This is a genomic window from Marinoscillum sp. (assembly GCF_965229915.1).
Lineage (GTDB): Bacteria > Bacteroidota > Bacteroidia > Cytophagales > Cyclobacteriaceae > Marinoscillum.
The window spans coordinates 1,514,806-1,534,699 of the sequence record NZ_CBDDJZ010000001.1; the positions used below are offsets into that span (position 1 = coordinate 1,514,806).

Below are 19,894 nucleotides of genomic sequence, written 5' to 3' on the forward strand. Positions count from 1 at the left end.
ACTTTTCCCATTCTAATTGATAAATAGTTTGAATATCTTTTGCTCATGAGTAAGCCAATAATTGTGATGGGAGTCTCGGGATGTGGTAAATCAACCATCGGTGAGATGCTCGCGAGCCAACTGGATTACACATTCTTTGATGCAGACGATTTTCACCCGGATAGTAACAAGAAAAAGATGGCTGCCGGCACCCCACTGAATGACGATGACCGTAAACCCTGGCTACTTCGGCTAGCCACTGTGCTACAGTCCAATCAAAATTCTGTATTGGCTTGCTCCGCATTAAAAGAATCGTATCGCAGGCTCATGGACCCCAATAAGCAGTATTATTGGGTGTATCTCAATGGAAGTCGGGAGCTGATTTTTGATCGAATGCAACAGCGAAAAGGACACTTCATGAAGCCTGAGATGCTGGACAGCCAATTGGCTACCCTGGAAGAGCCCGAAGATGCCATTACGGTATCAATAGAACTCCATCCACAAGAAATGATCGATCAAATCTTGAGCCGTCTTACCAATGACTAAATGATTTTTTAGGAATCCTCCACAATGGTTATTTTGCATCCAAACAGCAAGACCATGAAGCAATATTCCTTTATTACTCTATTTTGTCTGACACTGATTGCATCCGCACAACCAGACACCCAAGTACTAGACGAATACCTCTCAAAAGCCCGAAAAGACTGGGAAGTACCAGGGATGGCTGTAGCCATTGTCAAGGACGGAGAGATCGTTTTGGCCAAAGGCTATGGCACAAAAGCACTCACCTCTAAAGAACCTGTAAATGGAGAGACCTTGTTTGCCATTGCGTCCAACACCAAAGCGTTCATCGCTTCTTCTCTTGCCAAACTGGTGGCTGAAGGAAAAATCAAATGGACTGATCGTGTGATTGACTATCTACCCTATTTCGAGCTCTACGACTCTTATACCACCACTCATACGACCATCGAAGACCTCCTAAGCCATCGTGTGGGTTTAGGGACTTTTAGTGGTGACCTCATGTGGTACAAAAGTGAACTCACAGCCGAGGAAGTAATCAAAAAAGTTAGATATGTACCTCAAGCCTATGACTTCAGGGCTGGATATGGATACTCTAACCTGATGTTCATCACCGCTGGTGAAGTGATTAAAAAAGTGACCGGTAAAGAGTGGAGTGACTATGTAAAGGAGTCTTTTTTTAAACCTCTCGGAATGTCTCGTACGATTACCTCTACTGATGACCTATCAGACAACTATGCTATGCCACATAAGCCAATGCAGGAAAAGCAAGAGGTGATCGACTGGGTGAACTGGGACAACATGGGAGCAGCCGGGGGCATCATCAGCAGTGCCAATGACATGGCTCAGTGGATGATTCTAAACCTCAACCGGGGAGTGATCAATGAAGATACCCTGATCGACCCTTCAGCACACAATATCTTATGGACACCTCACAATAACCATGTAGTGTCACTCAGTGCGCAGGACAATCTGATCGGGCGGCACTTCTCAGGCTACGGACTGGGGTGGGGACTCAGCGACTATGATGGCAACCTGATGGTCACGCATGGTGGTGGATATGATGGCATGTACTCCTATCAAATGCTCATTCCTGACCAAAAACTCGGGGTAATGGTACTTACCAACACTATGAAAGGATTGAGTAGCGCGGTTGCTCTTTGGGTTGTTGATCGGTTCCTGGAAAATCCTGATAGAGACTATTCCAGTGAGCGACTGAAGGCGTCCAAGGAGAATGCAAGTCAGGCAGATGCTATTGATGAGCGACTCGCCGAGCGCAATAAGAAAGTGGGTCCAACTCTTGGTAAAAGGGAATATGTCGGCACCTATGAGTCTGGAATGCATGGCCAAGTAACCATCACATTGCGAGATGACGGCACCTACAACATGAACTTTGCTGACGCCCCCAAGCTCTCCGCTACACTCACTCACTGGCACTACAACATCTGGCAGATCAACTGGGATGAGACTCATGCATGGTTTGATTTTGGGACGGTACAGTTCCTGCTAGATAATAACCTAAAAGTCTCAGGCCTGCAATTTGATGTGCCGAATCATGACATTTTCTTTGATGAAGTAAATCTGAGGAAAATAGACTGAGCTAAGGAGTAACTACCTGCTCGGCAATGTGATCAAAAAGTGGAAGGTAAACGGTAAAAGTGGTCCCGATTCCTTCTTTGCTTTCCACTTCCACTCGTCCATTGTTCATCTCCACAAATTCATATACGAGCTGCAATCCCAAACCTAAACCTCTCTCACCAGCTGTACCATACGAGCTTTTCACATCCCGCATGTGTCCAAGCAGTTTCAACTTATCTTTCGGCATGCCCAGTCCCGTATCGTAGATTTTGATAGCTGCATAGTCACCGTCTGGCGCAGCTGTGATACCCACTTTGCCTCCTGACATGGTAAACTTGAGTCCATTATTTACCAGATTTCTGAGGATCGTCATCGTAGTATTTCTATCTGCCCACAGATAGATTTCCTCGTCTATACGATAGTCCAGCTCAATGTGCTTGCCTCGTGCCATGTTTTCCAATGTATCTACCAGCTCACAAGCCATTTCATTCAGGTGAATTTTTTCGGGCACATTCGGGAAATGCCCCTGCTGCTGCATAGCCCAGTTGAGTAGATTGTCCAATAAATTGGTGAGCCGATCTACTGACTGATCTACATCATCAGCCACCTCCAAAAGCTGATCCATGTCTTTGGCATCTACAAAAAACTTGATCAGGTTGCTAACACCGTGAAATGAATTGATCGGTCCGCGCAGGTCATGAGAGATAATGGAAAAAAACTTATCCTTGGTTTTGTTCAGGGCTTCCAGTTTCCGCTTTTGCTCCTCCAATACTGCATTGGTCCGAGCCTTGGATCGATAGTACATCAGCACCACAATAGCCAAAATGGTAAGAATCACAGCTATGATGATGGTGGTGATGATAATCGTCTGCTGATTTTTTTGACGGGCCGTGAGCAGATCTACTTCTGATTGTTTTTTAGCCAATTCGAAAGCACTCTCCAGATTTTCTATCTGATTGAGTATCTCGTCGTTGGAGATACTGTCCTTAATCTCTACATACTGCTGGTGGTATTTATAGGCTCGTTCATAATCAGAACTCATAGCATATATATCTGCAAGCCGCAGTGAGTTGTCACGAATTTCAGCTTTCAGCCCATAACGTTTTGAAATGCTCATACTAGAGTCAGCCAACACCTTGGCATTCTTGAGCAAGCCTTTCTGCTTGTAGATCTCTGCCATATAGCTTAAGAAAATGGCACTACCATAGTGATCTCCGAGCTGCTCTAGTGAGCTAATAGCTTCTGTCACTTTACGCTCGGCCTCCTGCAGATTACCAAGTTCAGCCTGCACCAGTCCAATATTTCCCAGGTTATAAGCCAGTCCTGATGGATCACTGCCCAGGGTCTGATATATGGCCATAGACTTCTCAAAACTAACCAGAGCGGAATCATACATGGCTGATAAGTAGTATTCATCACCCATATTCAGCAGGATGACTGCCAATAAGCTACTATCTTCCTCCGACAGCCATTTCATAGCTTCCTGATAGTAGATGATCGAGTTGTTGTGGTTGCCTAATATGCTGTGCACATCAGCAAGCGCAGTATTGGCCGAAGCAATGCCCTGAGGGTTCCGGTCTTCTTCAGCAATCGCCAGTGCTTTGAACAGACTATAAATCGCAATGTCAAAATCACCTACCAACCGATAGGCCTGTCCCTCATTGAGATAACCATGATGTAAATAATACAGGCTTTTTATACGCTTAGCTTCTTCTATTAGCTTGCTGGCGTATTCTAGTTTTAGTCTGGGGTCGTTCTGATTATTGGCTATGAGCCGTAGCAACTCAAATCTAGAGGTATCTGGCTCTTCCAGATTTTCATAAACAGCAATAAGACTATCCGCCACCAACTGATCCTGAGAAGAACCAGAATAGAACGCACCTAATAAAGAGGTGAAGATTAATAATTTTAAGCAGCTGGATGTCATGTGACTTATTTAATCACGCAAACCTGATAGTCAGGCATTTACACCAAAGTTAATAAAGCTAAAATAATTGAGTGGTGGAATAGCCTAAATACCCAAAAAGCTTCTTAGCGCACAATCAGGAATGTCACAAATCAGGGTTCTGTAGGAATATTTTCCTCTGACAACTCATACAGAGGTAACCGAACCACGAAAGTGGTGCCTTTCCCTTCTTCACTCTCCACATCAATTTCACCCGAATTCAGTTCGATAAACTCATAAACCAATTGTAGACCAAGACCAAGGCCTTTCTCTCCCAAAGTACCATAAGTGCTCTTTTTGTCCTCCAACTGGAAAAGTTTATCTAGTTTTTCCTGTGGAATACCCACACCAGTATCAGACACGCGGATTTCAGCCATTCCCCGACTTTCTTTGGCGGAGATCAACACCTTGCCACCTTCAGGGGTAAACTTCAGGGCATTATTGACCAGGTTTCTCAAAATAGTCATGGTGGTGTTGCGATCTACCCACAGGTGGATAGTTGCCGACATTTCATGGTAAAGATTGATTTGCTTGCCCTTGGCCATGGTATGAAGGGTTCGTACCAGATCTTCCGAGAGTTCTTCCAGGTTGACCTTTTCTGGAACGTTGGGGAAATGACCCTGCTGCTGCATGGCCCAATTGAGTAGGTTATCCAGTAAGGCTGACAACCGATCTACCGACTCGTCAATGTCATCGGCTATCTCAAGTAACTGATCAGTTTGTTTGGCTTGCACCATGTATTTGATCATCCGACTAATGCCCATAAATGAGCTTACCGGTCCGCGCAGGTCATGCGAGATAATAGAAAAGAACTTGTCCTTGGTCTGATTGAGGCGCTCCAGCTCGGCATTGATCCGAGCCTTTGACTGATAAAAGCGGTAGATGATAAATGCCAGCACCACAAACACCAAAGCAAATAATGAAACGCCCAATAAAACGAGGCGCTGGTTACGTTTTTCGGCAGTAAGCAGGTCTACCTCTGCTTGTTTTTGCCCCACTTCATACTCCTTGCGCATGTTAGCCATGGTTTTGACTGTTTCCAGATTTTCAATGCTGTCTTTGAAGGTCTGATACCGTTTATAGTAATTCAAGGAAGACTGAAAATTTCCCTTTTCCTCATAAAGTAGACTCATCGATTCGCTGGCGTCTCGTAGTTGCTCCTTGAGACCGTTTTCTTCACTGAGCTGATAGCACTCTATGAGGTGTGTCTCAGCTTCAGGCAACCGACCTTGCTTCAGGTAGAGATCAGCCAATTCTTGTTTGTAAGTAATATATGGGATGGTCTGTGCAGTACCTTTTACTGCCTCTATTGCAGACAACAGACGCGATTCGGCTAGTTCATCCTGACCTAGTGTGGCATAAACTATTCCTTCACTGCCCTCGATCATTTTGTAAAAAACATCATATCCTAAAGGCTCACAGAGAGCCTTGGCCAGGGAATAGTAATGAAGTGCAGAATCGTATCTCCCGAATTTATATAAACCATCGGCCAGATTATTGTAATTAATAGCAACACCAGTTGAGTCTCCAATGACAAAATACATTTGTGCAGACTGCAAATAGTATTTGCTCATATTTTGCACCTCTTCAATTCGACCATATAACTTTCCAATAATCGAATAAATGAAAGCCTGATTGGATTCGGGTAAATGATCGGAAATTTCCAGGGCCTCTAACATATATTGCAGAGCAACCTGGTACTCGCCTTGATCCAAGTGAGTCTGACCTAAATAGGTAAGTGCTTTAGCGTAATCATTCAGATGCTGCTCTTTGGCCAATTCCATCATCAAAGTAGCATACTTGATAGTGGAATCTTCATCATTGATGGACATCCGAATAATCTGATTGTAAGTCTCCAGCTGATCGGCGACTTCCATGCGCTGTAGATCAAGGGATTTCAGACTGTCCAAATCATAGACCTGCCCAAAGAGGACCTGCCCATGGCAGAGGACTGCAAGGAGGAATAAAAAATACTTCTGCATAAAAAAAGCGACCGGTTAAGTGTCGCTAATTTAATGAAATATTTATGGGCTTATCCCCCAACTCCCGGAGGACATGGTGGATTACAAACTTTCACTTCTGGATCTATCTTAAATTTCCCTCCATTGACAGAGATGGTGTATTTGGACACGTCTTTGTCTTTGCACTTCTGGTTTACTTTGCAGGTTATTTCCTTACGGCTACCAGATGGAGGCTCCAGCACATCACCACTGTCCAGGATGATCTCGATATCATCGATGGTGCTATCATCGCAGATCCATTGTACTTCAAAATCCTTCTTGACGACAGTAACAGGTGACTTAGGGCCTACTACTGCCCAGTTAACTCCTCCGTCTGCACTCCACCAGAGATCTCCTCCAGATACAGTCAGGTTCAATTTTACTTTTCTTGCCATTGGTTAAGTTGGTTTGGCGGTTAAAAAAAACTATTTAGTAATCAGACCCTAATATATCAAATGATATAGTTTGGTCAAATCACTTTCGGTCAAACCATCAACTAACCGGACCAACCACAAAAAAAGACCTGCCGAAGATCGACAGGCCTTTTCACATTGGTTGCTAATGTTTTGTACAGTCTATTAATAAGATTGGTTGATATAGTATCTCATGCTAAGTAGTCTGGAAATTTCCTGCGGGTCGTTGGATCCCTCAATGTTCCGATCTACATGTCCTTTGATCTTTGACAGGGTAGCATCTAGCATCGCCAGTTCTTCTGCGTCAAATCCATCAAATTCTTCTCTTGTTTCAGTCTGGTTGGTAGCTGTCATAATCATATGCTTTTTCTTTGTTGGGCAATACAAATATTGTCAATAAGATCATTTAGAAAAACAAATCCACAGCCAACAGGAATAATTTGGAATGATTGGGAATATTCAGGATTGGAGGGGTAAAATCAGCCAAATAATTACTTATTTTTTGCACTATACAAGCAATTGATAGTACTATTAATGGAAAATAGCCCAATAAACAGCTGGAAGGGAGTCAATTAGTCAAATGCTTGTTTCGGGAATTAATAGCGAAAAGGTGGTACCCGATTTAGTCCCACTTGAGGCTGTCAAAGACCAACCTTCTTGCTGAGCCACTTCAAAGCACATTTGCAATCCCAACCCCGTACCACTCTCTCCGTCAGTGCCTATCTCAGACTCCACAGCACTGCCTTCCTGTATTCTTTGCAGCAGTTGCTCGTCAATGCCACACCCTTTGTCTGTCACTCGGATCTCCAGGCCCTCTTGAATGGACTCCACCTCTATTTTCACATCTGATTTGATCTCACTGAACTTAAACGCATTGACAATGAGATTTCTAACGATCAGCTCCAGATGTCCCTTATCTGCGGTTACATCACACTCAGTACCTGAATCAAACAACACCTGCAGTTGCTTGCGTGATGAATGATCCTTGTATAGATGAAGGATGTTCTGAATCAGTGGCACCAGACTAACCTCCTCCGGCTCGCTCTTCCATCCATGAAACTGGGTCTTACCCCACCTTAACAAGTTCTCCATCATATGGCTGAGCACAAGTAAATGTCCTTTGGCTCGTTTTAGAAAAGACCGAATATCCCCCTCATCGATGGATTGCTCATGTTCACTCAGATGCAGCGTACTCTTCAGTAGATTAATCGGACTAATAATATCGTGTGCCAGCACTGAGAATAGTTTGTCCTTGGCTTTGTTGAGCTCTTTGAGCTGATGCTCGGCTTTTTTTAACTGAGTGATGTCCGTTACAAACACAGTAATGAATTGCACATTCCCCTTATCATCAAATACTGGAAAGTATTTGCCATATGAATGACTATAGAGGTTTGTTTTTTCTGGTAATTCCTGGTAAAAGTCCAAATACTCTCCCCCCAGGCAGCGATCAATCAATGGTTCATGAAACTGCGCCATCTCAGGACTTAAGATCTCAGCGTAGTGTTTCCCTACAAAACCCTGCTTACTCAAACCAAAAGCGTCCTCATACTTTTTGTTTACCGTAACGTAGCAACCTCGCGCGTCCAGCATTGCTAGAAACAAAGGCGTGTTGTCTATTAGTGAGGAAAGTATTAACCGAGAGCGCTCCAGCTCTTCATTGAGTCTATTAGCTTTATTTGCCGCTCTGCTTAGCTCTTCTTTGAAGATCTGCGAGAAGTAAAAGACAGCAATTAGCGCTACCGAGTAGTTGATCAATGAAAAAATAAAGTTATCGGTAGAGAGTCCACCAAGAAGGTAAACACCCTTCAGGTACTCGATCTGGAATAAACACAATGAAGTGAAGAGGTAAAGACTGACCTTCGTCCGACCGTCAAAAACAATGATAATAAAAGAAGAAACGGCAAATATGATAATCTCCGTATTGACCTGACGTCCATTGAGGACATTGAAAATCGATATACCTGTTACACTTATCGTAAGGCCTATGACAAATAGTACCCTGGCAATCCACTGACGATTCCTGTAATTGAGAATATACACAGGAATGAAAATCAATAGAATGCAAAGAAGATTACTCAACGATTGTACCCAAAGACCAGACGAAACATTAATAACTGCCAACACTACTGACAATCCAATAGTGAGTAGGTTGATCTTATTTACCACTCTGGTTAGTCTCGCTTCTCCTTTGGGTGCATCATTGGTTCCCAGGTTGATGATTTGGTTGATGGCACCCATTCAGATCACATTTAATGTGAGTATGCTATTTCCCTAGCTATTCGTGATCTTACTGTAAACTAACAATTTTTATTAAAAAAAATGCTGCCTACCTAATACCAAATAGAGGCAACACCCAATACAAGTAACAGGTAATCACCAAAATAGAAATCAAGTTGAGAACGAAACCGGTGCGAATCATATCTCGCATGCTCAGGTATCCAGAGCCAAAGACCACCGCATTGGGTGGGGTAGCTACTGGCAGCATAAAAGCACAGCTAGCCGCCAGGGTAGCTCCTGTCATCAGCAGCAGTGGATTCACACCAATGGCCTCTGCCAGTGGAGCAATGACCGGCAATATCATGGATGTGGTAGCTACATTAGAAGTAATCTCCGTCATGAAATTGACACTGGTGACAATTCCGCCGAGAATAACGAAAGTGCTACTTCCTTCTAAAACAGCCAGCTGACTGCCCAGCCAGTCTGCAAGCCCTGAGGTTTTAAACCCCTCTGCTATGGCCAGTCCGCCTCCAAAGAGCAAAACAATCCCCCAGGGTATCTTCACGGCCACATCCCAGGTCATCAGGTGCTTCTCTTTCTTACTTCGGACCAGAAACAAACTGATGGCTGCCAATATGGCTATGACCGTGTCATCCAGACCTGGCAAGATGTCCGTGAAAAGCAATGACCTGAATATCCACAAAAACGCAGTAATACCGAAGATGATCAAAACTCTCTTTTCTTCTGAAGTGATCTCACCCAACTCCTTCAATTGACGATCGATCTCTTCCCTATTGGATTCCTTCAATGAGGAAATCTTGTAAGCAACATTGGTCAAATACACCCAGGTGAGCAACAGCAATGTGAGCGATATTGGGAATACCAACACAAACCACTCAGAAAAGATCAACTCCTGACCAAAGTACTGCTCCACCACACCAGCCAGTACCAAATTGGGTGGTGTACCTATTAGTGTAGAAATGCCTCCAATCGAAGCTGAATACGCTACACCTAGCATGAGGGCCTTTCCAAAACTCTGTCCAAGATTGCTGAACGTTGATTTCAACTGAACCACTATGGCCATACCAATGGGCAACATCATCACGCTGGTGGCTGTATTGCTAATCCACATACTCAAAAAACCTGTAGCCAACATGAAACCCAACACAATACCACGCTGGCTCACTCCTACCCACTTAATCACATTAAGTGCTATACGCCGATGTAAGTCCCATTTTTCGATAGCTGTGGCTAGTATGAATCCACCTACATATAGAAAGACCATTTTGTGCCCATAGGCGGAAGTAGTCTGAGCAATAGACAGTGCTCCAGTGACTGGGAAAAGTACGATGGGCAATAACGAGGTGATGGGAATCGGAACTGCTTCGGTTACCCACCATACGGCCACCCAAACCGTACTGGCCAGAACCATAAATGCCTCATCTGATAGTGTCGGGAATGGCCGCCAGATCAAAAGCAATAGGAATGCAACTGGCCCCAGCCAGAGACTCAGAGCAGAAGTGCGATTTGATGAACTCATGACCTTAAATCTAACAATTACGCATTATCAAAATGAGAACGGTAGTTTCAAAATGAATTGAATTTTACACCCAATAATCAAAAAAACAGCTTTCTGGGGGTTTGGAACGCTATTAGCATCTTCTGAGACAAATCCTAAAATCATGAAAAAGCTATTACTACTTTTACTACCCATCTTGTTTACAGCTTGTCAATCCAAGAGCTATTACAATGCCATGAACACGAACGAACAGCGTTTCGATGGATGGCAGGAAGAAAATGCAGTTTTCCTGGTTGAGACCAATGACAAAATCCAATTGTTAATTGATTTATCGGAGTTGGCGCAAAAAGATGCCACACTGAAATCCACCTTTCAGATCGCTGAGCAAATGGAAACGAGCATGGATGATCTGCAGACTTTCTATGGTATAGAAGCGACCATTCATCGTATAAAGCTCGCATCAGCACTGAGCGAGGAAAGCGACAAAATCTTGCAAAAACTCGAGAGCGTCTCTGACGATAATTTTGATGACGTGTACTTGCGCTACATCAACTCCGAGATAAAAGAACTGGATCTGCGGGTAAAAAAATATCAGGATGAAGGTCACAACGAGCGCATTCGAAATCTAGCCGATCGAGTGAAAGAAGCTCTTGAAGACTTGAAAGAAAAGAATCAATCGATAAGCTAGACCGTTAAAACATCCTATGAAGTTGATCGTTAACTTTGTGTCACAAATCAGAGCACACTTGAAACGTAGACACATTGCCAACTTCATTGGGTTTTTACTCATCCTGCTCACCCTGTCGGTGACAGGCATTGGATACATCACTTACAAGAACCTCAATGAGATTGTTTCAGGCCTGGAGAATGATTCCAGTCCCAACGACAATCTCATTTTGTATAAAGAGGTGATGATTTCCATCAGTGCAATGGAAAATAAGGTAGAGTCTTACCAGCTTACTGGCAATTCATATTACCTCCAGGAATATGACCTGAGTGTAGAAAAAGTACGATCCACTCTTGACTCACTCAATCGACGAAACCCCAAAGACCGGGAATTGATAGCACTAAACGATTCACTTGCCCGGTTAGTCAACAGAAAAACAGAGCTGCTCAACGACATATTGCAACTATCTCAGAAGGATCAAGAACCCAACCTAAACCCTTTGGTAAGCCAGATAGATGAGATCGCAGCAATCAAGATTCCTGATAGTCTCAAAGACAAAAAGGACACCATCACCAAGACAGAAACGGCACCTGAAGAAAAAGGCTTTTTCAAAAAGCTATTCAAGAAAAAACCGATCACCGAGCAAACTACCATTATTACAGACAAAGCGGTCAATACCGACAGCATCTACCTGGCTCAAACCGAGCAATATCAAAACCGACTCAAAGAAGCCCTATCGGAGATTCAGCAAACGAATGCCCAGCAATCTGCCGCCCGCAAAGCACAAGAACTCATCTTACAAAACGAGCACGATGATGTACAACAAACCATCATGGACCTGATAGGAAGGTTAGAGTCCAGAGAAACCATGAAGATGGAAATTAACTCGCTGGAGGCTAAAGAACTGGCCAGCCGTACCAATCAGCAAATAGTCATTTTTTCTTCTCTGACGTTTCTCTTGCTCTTGACGACCATTATCATCATTTTCAGTTACGTTCAGAAAAACAAAAAATACCAGCAACTACTCAAGCGGTCTAAAGACGCGGCAGAAACACTGGCAAAAGCCAAAGAGCGATTTTTTGCCAACATGAGTCATGAAATTCGCACACCAATGAATGCTATCTCGGGATTTAGCAAAGTGCTGATGAAGTCTGATCTCGACACCAACCAGCGCGAGCAAATGGAGATCATCAACAAATCATCCGACCATCTGCTTAAACTACTCAACGACATTCTAGACTTCTCAAAACTTCAGGCTCTCAAACTACAGCTGGAAAAGAAACCTTTTAATCTAAAGGAGCTGTTGGAGGACACCTGCAAATTGCTAAATGAGCCCGCTAAAGAGAAAGGACTGGAATTGCGACAGACTTATTATCAGCTCCCAGAATATATAAATGGTGACCCCTATCGGCTCAAGCAAATCTTAATCAACCTGCTCAATAACAGCATCAAATACACCGATACTGGCCATGTAGAGCTGAAAGTTGTCTGTAAAGCAAAAAAAGATAAAGCCCAGGTGACCATTCAAGTGATCGATACGGGAAAGGGTATCCCAAAAGACAACCAGCATCGTCTGTTTCAGGAGTTTGAACAATCAGACCAGAGCTCTTTCTCCAAAGGAACAGGTCTCGGACTAGCCATCACCAAGCGACTGGTACAGCTACATCACGGCCGCATCAAACTGGAAAGTACAGAAGGTAAGGGGACTACTGTTACAGTCAATCTGCCCTACGAGATTTCCAACAATCCACCAATTGAGAAAAAGTCCTACGAATACACTGAAGACTTATCAGGGAAACACATTTTGATTGCTGATGACGAACCATTTAACGTCAAGCTGCTCACTACCCTGCTGGACAAACACCGCGCCACATATGACACAGCCAGTGACGGAGCAGCAGCGATGAGTCTGCTACAGCAGAATCCCTACGACATCATCCTGATGGACCTGAAAATGCCAAAAATGTCTGGCTGGGAGGTAGTTAAAAGTGTGAGGGAATCTGACGGACCCAATAAAGAACAACCGTTCATTGCACTCACTGCCACCGTAGCACAAATTGATAAAAAGAGAACCGAGCAAAGTGGATTCAACCATATCTTGAGAAAACCATTTGATGAAGGAGAGCTATTCACATTGATTTCCAAATCCACACCATCAGCCGCCACTGATACCTCGTCTACACAAGGCCCAACATCAGACATTAATCTCTCCTCTTTGGAGCGAATGGGTGATAGAAGCTTTGTCATAGACATGGTGCAAACATTCATAGACAGTGCAACCAAGGAGTGGTCCATCCTCGAGCAATCACTTGCAGCTAATGATCTGGCTACCGTGGCTAATAGCGCGCATAAAATAGTGGCTCCTGCTCGTCATTTGAAAGCTGAAGCCCTGGTCAAACTGCTGAAAGCAATGGAGAAGATGGCTGATGCAAACGTTGTCCCTGATCAGTCTATCATTACCAATACTGAGAAAGAATTAGACAAAGTTATTACACAACTCACCTCCTACCTCGAAAATGAAGAGACTGTGAAGTAATTCGGAACAGAATGACGACTTTAGTGTTTATAACATAATATTTTTTTAAGCTAAGCTATTCTATGAGTGACAATCCTTTCACTATCTACGTCGTAGAAGACGATGATTGGTACCGAAAACTACTCCAGCACAACCTGACTCTAAATCCGGATTACCGTGTGGAAATATTTAATTCAGGTGAGAGTTTTCTCAAAGCATTAAAAAACAAGCCGGATGTGGTCACGCTCGACTACAAACTACCAGACAAGAATGGAGAAGAGCTACTGAAGGAGATCAAATCCTATGACCCTGCTATCGAGGTGCTGATCATTTCAGAGCAAAACGAAATAGAGACAGCTGTCAAGCTATTAAAGGCTGGTGCATATGACTATATCACCAAAACAGAAGACATCCGGGATCGGCTCCTCAATGTAGTGCAGCACATCCGAAAAAACAGATCGCTAAAAACGCAAATACAGAACCTGCAGTCTGAGGTAGAAAAAAAATATGACTTTCAGTCGTCCATCATTGGGCATAGTGCTCCTATGAAAAAGGTATTTCAAATGATGGAAAAAGCTACCAACAATAACATCTCAGTGATAGTAACTGGCGAAACGGGCACAGGTAAAGAAATGGTGGCCAAATCCATTCATTACAACTCCAGCCGCTCCAAAAAACCATTCGTAGCGGTAAACATGAGCGCCATCCCGAAAGAGCTTGCCGAAAGCGAACTCTTTGGCCATGAAAAAGGTGCATTTACTGGTGCTGCCAATAGACATGCGGGGAAATTTGAGCAGGCACATGGAGGCACGCTGTTTCTGGACGAGATAGGAGAGATGGCACCTGAGCTCCAAGCCAAACTATTGAGAGCACTTCAAGAACGCGAGATTATCAGAGTGGGAGGTACTGAATCCGTAAAAGTAGACTGTCGCATCATTGCTGCTACCCACCGGAACCTACTGGATGAAATGAAAAACGGTAAGTTCCGGGAAGACCTCTATTATCGCTTGTTTGGATTGCCTATTGAGCTGCCTCCTCTTAGAGAACGAGACAAAGACATAGTGATCCTTGCCAAACACTTCGCAGAGAACTTCTGTGCGGACAATAATATGTCACCAAAGACATTCTCTAAGGAAGCACTGAAGAAACTCATGTCGTATCAGTTTCCAGGCAATATCCGCGAGTTAAAATCCATAGTAGAACTCGCCGCAGTGATGGCGGACAAGGAAGAGATAGCTGCCGAGGATGTTTCATTTACACAATCAGATCCGGTTACTGACTTGTTTGATGAGCAAATGACCATGAGAGACTATGAGCTGCGCATTGTGAAGACGTACCTAAAAAACCATGACGATGACATCAAGAAGGTAGCCCAATTGCTGGATATCGGGCAGTCCACGATTTATCGCATGCTCAAGCGCGAAGAAGAACAGGCTTCCTGATATCAAAAAAACCTCACTCGCTCCTCCTTTTTTGAGAATCACTTTCTCAAAATGGGAGGATCTTCAATAAATCCTCATTTCCTAATAACTGATTATCAGGTAGTTACATATTTTTATTGATCTGGTATGAGTTTGGCAACATGTCTTAGCAAAAAGAAACTAAGTCATGAATCATAAAACACTATTATCGCTTACAGCTGCCCTGATTATCAGTACGAGCAGTGTTTTGGCCTCAGGAAATGGGGATGAAAAAGATACCCAACATGGGAAACTTGCTCACAATCCATTCAACGGACTGTCAGTGAACTCATACAAATACAATACCGCAGTGGGTATTAGAGGTTTGGGTACCTCAGGACTTACCATCAAACATTTCACCCGTTCGGACAGAGCCATAGAAGGGATCATCGGATTGTATCCGGATGCACTGTCATTCACCCTTCTATTAGAAAACTACGTGAATGCTTTCGACCAGCCAGGTCTCAACTGGTACTATGGTTTCGGTGGTCACCTGGCTACTACCACTAACTGGGACTATGAAGAAAATTATCGCCCATACAATAGAACTGAAGGAGATTTTGGAATCGGGGTGGACGGTATCTTCGGAATTGAGTACAAAATTAACGAGGTGCCTATCGCGGTGAGTTTGGATGTAAAGCCATTTCTGGAAGTAACCACCAGAGGTGATGCCTATCTGGCTGTAGACCCTGGTCTGGGTGTAAAAGTGGCATTTTAAACGAGCCAATATCAACCAGCTTGAGCTAATCAAAACTTCACAAAAAAGAAAAACTCATGGAAGCTCTAGCAATTAGTTACATCATCATAGGATTGGTTTTTATCCTGACTTTCTCACTTAAAAAATACCGAGCGAGTAGTCGCAAGAACCTACCAAAACGATTGACATCAACATTTATCCCTCATGTGAAAATTCACAACATGGTGGATAGAAAGCAAATCAAACGAGTATTTGAACTATAAATCAGCACAGTTATGAAAACGAACAATAAATCACTGTTGAGTGCGGCAGCCATCGGGATGGTAGCAGTGCTCGGATTGTCCTCATGTGACAAACAAGAAAGAGAAAGACTTCAGGCTCAAGCAGACAGCCTAGAATATAAGCTTCAGGAAAGAGATTCTGCATTTAACAACATCATGAATGTGATGGCGGATGTGGAAGCGCAAATTGATGACATCAAGAAACAAGAAAACCTGGTAGTCAATAATAGTAGCGGAGACTTTTCATCAAATGAAAAGGATCAAATGGTGGATGATCTAAAGCGTATCAATTCACTGATCAATGATGCCAACAGCAAAGTAGCATCTCTTTCCAGTCAACTGGAAAACTCAAATTTTGAATTGAATGCATTCAAAAAACGCGTTCAGAATATGAAAGCGGACCTTGCTACTCGTGAGACGGCCATCGCTAGGCTACAAGAAGAGCTGGAGCTGAAGGATACGCAGATTGCAGAGCTAAACACAGAGGTAAATTCTCTGGTGACAAGAGTACAGCTCCAAACTGAGACCATCGAGGTTCAGAATCAGGAGTTGATCAAGAGAGAAGATCATCTCAATACGGCCTACTTTGCTGTAGACACAGAGAAAAAACTGCGAGATGAAGGCCTCATCACCAAAGAAGGTGGATTCTTGTGGATCGGTAGAACCACAGAATTGCAAGAGGACGCAGCTCAAACGAAATTCACAGAAGTGGACATTCAGAATACGAAGAAATTTTACGTGGATAGCGACAAAATGGAAATCGTCACTGAACACCCTTCTGACAGCTACAAGCTGGTCAATGAAGAAGGAAAAGTAAAATACCTGGAGGTTACTAATCCAGCTAAATTCTGGAAAATCTCCAAGTACCTAGTGATTTCTGTTAAAAGCTAGGACCATAACCAGCAGAGAGCGGTAAGCTCCTTTGAGAGCTCCGCTTTCTATTTTTTTTCACTTTTAAACTATTACCATATGAAACTCAAAATCGTAATACTTACAGTACTTTGTACCTTAGGATCAATGGCAATAGCCCAAAAAGCGGGTATCAAAGGCGGTGCAAATTTCACGAATCTATATGTGGATGATGTGGATGACGAAAACATGAAAATCGGATTCAATGCTGGTTTTTACTATCGCAATGACATCACTGACAACTTTGCCATACAGCCGGAGTTCCTTTTCACACAGAAGGGTTCTGAAATTCAATATGACAATTTCCTGGGTGAGGGTAAATATCGTTTTAACCTGAACTATCTGGAAGTACCCGTACTAGCTGTAGTCAAACTCGGTCCGATCAACCTCCATGCAGGTCCATACTTGGGCTTCCTGGTGGGTGCGAATGTGAAGGACGTGGATGATGACGGAAACATCAACGACGTGGAAGAACTGGACAGAGATGACTTCAATACGCTAGACACAGGTGTAGCAGCCGGAGTTGGCTTTGACTTCCCTTCAGGGATCCTTGGTCTCCGATACAACTATGGTTTTCAGGAGATCGGTCAAGAAGGTGTAGCAGGAGAAGCAACTGAAAACTCCAAAAACTCAGCTCTACAACTTTATGTAGGATTTGATTTCTGATTTAGAATCTAATTCAAAATCAATCATAGATCTGCCGCAAGGCCAGAAGGCTCTGATAAATTTTTATCAGGGCTTTTTTTTGTTTTAGTCAGAAATCTTCTTTTTCACTATCATCGTATCTATGTAAATTTCGATATGCTCACTGACGCTCTCAAAGGGTTTGGCAGGCTGACAATCATTGGGATAATGATGATGATCTGCCTGCAGCTGGTTTTTAGCCTGCTGTACTTCACAGTCAATACTACTGAAATACTCACAGGGGTATACAGTTCTAGCCTGTTCTTTCTAAGATCTTGCTGTTGGTTTTTACTCATTTCCGCCACTGTTATTACCCTCAGTAAAAAGGCAGCACAATGGGTATTTCTGGCATTTATACTGCTGATGGGTTTGATTCACTTTATGCTGCTCTCCTACCTGACCACAACGGGTATTCCTCTGGGTGCGGATTTATTTGGGTATTCGCTATCAGATATTCTCAGCACCGCTGGCTCGTCATCTGATCTGAAAATTGGCGGACTCTTGGCATTAGTTATGAGTGCTACATTAGCCATATGGTTAGGCCATCGGGGCATGACCGTCTCTACCAGTCCTAAGTGGAGCTTCACTCTCATCTTCATTCCCTTAGCTTATTTACTTCCTCAGCCCAAAGCAACCAATTATTCCGAATCACAGTATTACAAGGTCTATTCACCATCAGCCTTTTTTTGGACAAAAAGTTTCGATTACTTTTTTGACAAAACCACGCCAGTAAGAGATTATGGAAACTATCCTTTCTTACATCCCCGAGACACGAGCAACCCTTTAGCTGATCTTCTCAGCCCCAAAAAGGATCTGCCGAACATTGTATTTGTAGCTGTTGAAGGATTAGGTGCCGATTTTGTTGGGCCTGATGCCGCTTATGGTGGCGCAACTCCGTTTCTGGACTCTTTGATCACTCAGTCGCTATATTGGCCCAACTGCCTTAGCAATACCGGTAGAACCTTTGGTGTGTTGCCTACTCTCACAGGTTCATTACCTTATGGACAGACTGGTTTTATGGATTACGGACCAGACTACCCCACTCATATTTCACTCTGGAGTTGGCTCAAGGCCAATAGCTATTCCACTTCCTACTTTTATGGTGGCAATCCAAATTTCGACAAACAGGATGTATTCTTAGAGGCCCAGTCGATTGATAACCTGTTTGGTGAAAGTTCCTTTCCAGAGGGTCTTAACAAAATGCCCGGTAATACCGAAGGTTTTTCCTGGGGATATGGAGACGCAGATCTCTTCGAAAATGGGCTTAAGAAATTAAGCGCGATTCCATCACCTTCCTTTTCATTTTTCATGACGCTAACTACTCATGAGCCTTTCGTCCCCGTAGATGATCGGTTTTCGGCTGCTATTGATGAGTTAGCAAAATCCAAATCGCCTACTATTTATGAGGAGTATCACCAGGTATTTGAATGTCTGGCATACACGGATGATGCCTTACGCCAGTTCATCAAGTCCATGTCTAAAAAACCTCAGTTTCAGAACACGCTCTTTATTATTACCGGAGATCACCGGCTCATTCCAATACCTGCTGAGAGGCGCCTGGATCGCTTTCGGGTACCGTTGTTGATCTATTCGCCATTAACGAAAAAACCACTTCAGTTCAATAATCTGGTTACGCACTCACAAGTCACCCCCACACTTATCAACTGGCTATCGGCTACTTACCAGTTGCCAGTAAGCGATTACGTCAGCTTTATCTCTACTCCCCTTATGACTAAACCATCATTCGACAGTAATCTGGACCTTGCGCTCATGCGTAGTAAAAATGAAACAGCAGAGTACATTATGGGAATCAATTTATTGAGTGATGGCTCCTTATATACCATCAGAGAGGATATGTCCTTAGATAAAAACGAGGATTCTGAGCTGAAAAAAAAGTTACAACAAAAGCTTAGAAATTTCGTCTCTATGTCGCACGATGTACTTAGCACAAACCAACTTCTGCCTGACAGCCTAGCCATCATGAAACGGCAGACTACTTTATCTCCAGGAGAGCTAGCCACACTAACTGGCATGAATCTCCTAAACACCACACCGGACTCACTTTACAACAAAGCTCGTGCGTTGGCAATAGATCATCAGTTTGCTATCAGCCGCCTCATATGCCGGTATGGCCTACGCAACAGCCCGAATTTTCATGACCTTCGAGTGCTACTTGGTCGTACCTATGGCTGGAACAATCAATACGATAGTGCTAAATTGGTACTGGATGAAGTGTTGAGAAGGGCGGAAAACTATGAAGATGCCTACATTGCTTACTCAGATGTGGCCTATTGGAATCAAAACTCCGATCTGGCCTTAAACAAAGCCATGGAAGGTTTGAAAAGAAACCCGAATAGCTTCGAATTAAAAGTACGTGTAGCTCGTAGCTATCTGGAGCGCGGCAGTCTTCAGGAGGCAACGGAGCTACTAGATGAAGTCATCAAGAATCAGCCTGATCATGAAATGGCCCATCAACTAAAACGACGAATCGAAAACCTGTAAGTATTTCAA

At 43.5% G+C, this 19,894-nt stretch carries 16 protein-coding genes; 10 read left to right on the plus strand and 6 right to left on the minus strand.

The window, feature by feature from the left end:
* The first annotated feature begins 45 nt into the window (after positions 1-45).
* Positions 46-525 (plus strand): gluconokinase, encoded by a 480-nt coding sequence (locus ACO067_RS06550; RefSeq protein ID WP_421872156.1) that lies wholly within the window; start codon positions 46-48, stop codon positions 523-525.
* Between the two features lie 54 nt (positions 526-579).
* Positions 580-2,097 carry a serine hydrolase gene (locus ACO067_RS06555; protein ID WP_421872158.1) on the plus strand — a complete coding sequence of 506 codons (1,518 nt, stop codon included), beginning with the start codon at positions 580-582 and terminating at the stop codon, positions 2,095-2,097.
* A gap of 1 nt (position 2,098) precedes the next feature.
* On the opposite strand, the gene ACO067_RS06560 is transcribed toward ACO067_RS06555, so the two are convergent.
* The 6 genes from ACO067_RS06560 to ACO067_RS06585 form a co-directional block, all read right to left on the minus strand.
* Positions 2,099-4,003 carry a tetratricopeptide repeat-containing sensor histidine kinase gene (locus tag ACO067_RS06560; protein ID WP_421872161.1) on the minus strand — a complete coding sequence of 635 codons (1,905 nt, stop codon included), beginning with the start codon at positions 4,001-4,003 and terminating at the stop codon, positions 2,099-2,101.
* Positions 4,004-4,134: 131 nt separating this feature from the next.
* The gene (locus ACO067_RS06565) at positions 4,135-6,003 is read right to left on the minus strand and encodes an ATP-binding protein (protein ID WP_421872164.1); all 1,869 of its coding nucleotides are present in this window, start codon (positions 6,001-6,003) and stop codon (positions 4,135-4,137) included.
* A 50-nt stretch (positions 6,004-6,053) separates the two neighbouring features.
* Entirely contained in the window at positions 6,054-6,416 is a 363-nt protein-coding gene (locus ACO067_RS06570) for a hypothetical protein (protein ID WP_421872167.1), read from the minus strand.
* Positions 6,417-6,599: 183 nt separating this feature from the next.
* Entirely contained in the window at positions 6,600-6,788 is a 189-nt protein-coding gene (locus ACO067_RS06575; RefSeq protein ID WP_421872169.1) for a hypothetical protein, read from the minus strand.
* Positions 6,789-7,010: 222 nt separating this feature from the next.
* Entirely contained in the window at positions 7,011-8,672 is a 1,662-nt protein-coding gene (locus tag ACO067_RS06580) for a PAS domain-containing sensor histidine kinase (protein WP_421872171.1), read from the minus strand.
* 88 nt (positions 8,673-8,760) lie between these two features.
* Positions 8,761-10,191, minus strand: a complete 1,431-nt coding sequence (locus tag ACO067_RS06585; RefSeq protein WP_421872173.1) for an SLC13 family permease — start codon at positions 10,189-10,191, stop codon at positions 8,761-8,763.
* 142 nt (positions 10,192-10,333) lie between these two features.
* Here ACO067_RS06585 and ACO067_RS06590 point away from each other — a divergent pair, with 142 nt between their 5' ends.
* The 8 genes from ACO067_RS06590 (at position 10,334) to ACO067_RS06625 (ending at position 19,885) form a co-directional block, all read left to right on the plus strand.
* Positions 10,334-10,858, plus strand: a complete 525-nt coding sequence (locus ACO067_RS06590) for a DUF4142 domain-containing protein (RefSeq protein WP_421872176.1) — start codon at positions 10,334-10,336, stop codon at positions 10,856-10,858.
* Between the two features lie 16 nt (positions 10,859-10,874).
* Positions 10,875-13,373 (plus strand): ATP-binding protein, encoded by a 2,499-nt coding sequence (locus ACO067_RS06595; protein ID WP_421872179.1) that lies wholly within the window; start codon positions 10,875-10,877, stop codon positions 13,371-13,373.
* A 62-nt stretch (positions 13,374-13,435) separates the two neighbouring features.
* Positions 13,436-14,794 (plus strand): sigma-54-dependent transcriptional regulator, encoded by a 1,359-nt coding sequence (locus ACO067_RS06600; protein ID WP_421872181.1) that lies wholly within the window; start codon positions 13,436-13,438, stop codon positions 14,792-14,794.
* Between the two features lie 166 nt (positions 14,795-14,960).
* Positions 14,961-15,530 carry a hypothetical protein gene (locus ACO067_RS06605; RefSeq protein WP_421872184.1) on the plus strand — a complete coding sequence of 190 codons (570 nt, stop codon included), beginning with the start codon at positions 14,961-14,963 and terminating at the stop codon, positions 15,528-15,530.
* 56 nt (positions 15,531-15,586) lie between these two features.
* Positions 15,587-15,772, plus strand: a complete 186-nt coding sequence (locus tag ACO067_RS06610; protein ID WP_421872186.1) for a hypothetical protein — start codon at positions 15,587-15,589, stop codon at positions 15,770-15,772.
* 12 nt (positions 15,773-15,784) lie between these two features.
* Positions 15,785-16,681 carry a hypothetical protein gene (locus ACO067_RS06615; protein ID WP_421872188.1) on the plus strand — a complete coding sequence of 299 codons (897 nt, stop codon included), beginning with the start codon at positions 15,785-15,787 and terminating at the stop codon, positions 16,679-16,681.
* Between the two features lie 78 nt (positions 16,682-16,759).
* On the plus strand, positions 16,760-17,365 hold the full coding sequence (locus ACO067_RS06620) for a porin family protein (protein ID WP_421872191.1): 606 nt from the start codon (positions 16,760-16,762) through the stop codon (positions 17,363-17,365).
* A 135-nt stretch (positions 17,366-17,500) separates the two neighbouring features.
* On the plus strand, positions 17,501-19,885 hold the full coding sequence (locus tag ACO067_RS06625; RefSeq protein ID WP_421872194.1) for a sulfatase-like hydrolase/transferase: 2,385 nt from the start codon (positions 17,501-17,503) through the stop codon (positions 19,883-19,885).
* The last annotated feature ends 9 nt before the right edge of the window (positions 19,886-19,894 follow it).